We start from the raw sequence: 2,215 nt of genomic DNA, 5'->3' as shown, positions 1-2,215 counted from the left end.
GCTCGCCGCCAACCAGCACATCCGCTGCATCATGGCCGTGTTCCACGAGCCCCGCTTCGCCACCCAAGCAGCGGTGGGGGGCAAGCCGTCCATGGCGACCCTCTGGAATGTCATGGACAACGAGGGCGCCGCCCGTGGCGTGGACCTGGTTCTGAGCGCCCACAACCATGTCTACGAACGGCTCAAGCCCATGATCTTCAACGGGACCATCGACCACCGCCGGGGCATCTGGTCCAACATCGTCGGCACCGGTGGTCGTGACCTGATCCCCTTCCGGGGACCGGTCCATCCGGCCCGGTCCGCGGCCGACGACGACCACTTCGGGTTCCTCAAGCTGGTGCTGCGCAGTGACGGCTGGACGCAGTCCTTCAAGCGCACCGACGGCACCTCGTTCGACACCACAGCGTTCGGCTGCAACCCGTAGGCAACCTCGGGCCAACCGCCTTGGACGCCGTCGCCTTCGCCAGGGCTGGCGCGACCGACCTCGACTGGCCCAGCGAGACCAACCGCTACGGCGAAGACCATCCGAAGGTGGAGCAGGCGGCGAACAGGCGGCGAACACCCTGCAACCAACCGGCAGCAGCCGACACGCAACGACACCAACTGCCAAGGTCGAAGGCACGATCACCGCATCGCCGCTGGTCAAGCAACGGCCGTGCTTGCGTTCACACGGCAGAGGCCACAGGTTCGAAACCTGTCACGCCCACCAGCCAAAACGCTCCCCAGGCTCCCTCCAGCCGGCCGTTTGCCAGAAGATTTGCCAGAAGACCGCGGCATGCGTGGCGTCACGGGGTGACCAAGGTGGGCTTTCGTGGGGTGCTGTTCGACTCGGGCGACACCCTGATCCGTCCTGTCGGGGGACGCTGGAACCCGCAGTTCGACTTCGAGGAGGTCGTGCTGCGGCACCTGCCCGAGCTTGTCGTGGACGCCTTCCCGCAGGCCTTCGCGGCCGGCCAACAGGTCCTGGATGCCGGGTCGACCACGCCCAGCCTGGCCGAGTACCACCGGGCGATCCTGGGTGCGCTCGGTGTCCGACGGCCTCCACCGGAGCTGCTGTGGGAGCTCGAGCACCCCGGCGCCCGCCCCCTGGTCGAGCCGTTCCCCGAGGTCCCTGGGGTGCTGGAGCGGCTGCGGGCAGGTGGGGTCCGGATGGCCATCGTGTCCGACAACTGGCCGGGCCTGGAGCACCTGTACCGCCGGCTCGGCCTGGACACCTACTTCCAGGGGTTCGTCATCTCGGCCGTGCTGGGATGCCGCAAGCCGGACCCCCGCATGTACCGGGCCGGCAGCGCCGCGCTCGGCCTGCCCCCACACGAGTGCGTCTTTGTCGATGACGCTCCCGACCTGGTCGCGGCGGCAATCGAGCTCGGCTACGGCGGGAGGGCCATCGTCCGCACCGCCGATCCACCCGCCGCCGTCCCCTGGATCAGCACGCTCGAGGACCTGGTCCCCATGACCGGCAGCTGAGCCGGATCAACCCCGCCGAACGCTGAGCCGGCACGGCCACGCCATCCTCGCCTCCTTGCCGGGATGGCGAATGGAGGCGCCCTACCAAGCCACCTTCGTCAGACACGACCTACGAACAGATGAGCCTTGTTGCCGAGAGGGGCATGCGGCTCGCTTTCGCTAAGCAGATAGCCAGATGTCCTGTCCCGTAACCACTGGCTGTCATCTCCCTAGCGGTGGCGGCAGAGTTGGCGGGGGTGCTTGTGGTCTGCCGAGTAGCCGGTCGAGCTCTCCTCGGTGATGGTCAGCGGGTACGGTAGCGGGCCAGAGCGAAATCTCCGCCCGGCCCAGCCCCTCCGGCGGCCACCAGCTTGCCATCGGCCTGCACCGCCAGCGCTTGGGCAGCATCACTGTCGCCGGCGATGTCGGTGGTCACCGTCCCGCCGGCCCCGAAGCTTGCATCCAGGGTGCCGTTGGGGTTGTAGCGGGCCAGGCCGAAGTCCTGGCCGGCAACCCCGGCGGCCACCAGCTTGCCATCGGCCTGGACGACCAGCGCGTTGGCACCGCCGATGAGATCGGTGGTTACCGTGCCGCCGGCTCCGAAGCTGGCGTCCAGGGTGCCGTTGGGGTTGTAGCGGGCCAGGGCGAAGTCCGAACCCGTCGCGGTGGGGGCGACCCCGGCGGCGACCAGCTTGCCATCGGCCTGCACCGCCAGGGCGCGGGCGACATCATCGCCGCCGCCGATGTCGGTGGTCACCGTGCCGCCGGT

Annotated in this window: 3 protein-coding genes; 2 read left to right on the top strand and 1 reads right to left on the bottom strand. The window is 69.0% G+C overall.

Annotated elements, in window-relative coordinates; genetic code table 11:
* Both VF468_17765 and VF468_17760 read left to right on the top strand, forming a co-directional pair.
* The coding region (locus tag VF468_17765; GenBank protein HEX5880139.1) for a hypothetical protein at positions 1–424 on the top strand (424 nt) is incomplete at its 5' end.
* Between the two features lie 377 nt (positions 425–801).
* Complete coding sequence (locus VF468_17760) at positions 802–1,467, top strand: HAD-IA family hydrolase (GenBank protein ID HEX5880138.1); 666 nt, start codon at positions 802–804, stop codon at positions 1,465–1,467.
* Between the two features lie 283 nt (positions 1,468–1,750).
* Here the strand turns inward: VF468_17760 and VF468_17755 are convergent.
* A partial coding sequence (locus VF468_17755) for a delta-60 repeat domain-containing protein (protein HEX5880137.1) occupies positions 1,751–2,215 on the bottom strand: 465 nt, incomplete at its 5' end.

Source organism: Actinomycetota bacterium (assembly GCA_036280995.1).
GTDB lineage: Bacteria > Actinomycetota > CALGFH01 > CALGFH01 > CALGFH01 > CALGFH01.
The sequence above is the reverse complement of the archived record's forward strand: the minus strand, read 5'-3'. Positions and strand labels throughout refer to the sequence as shown.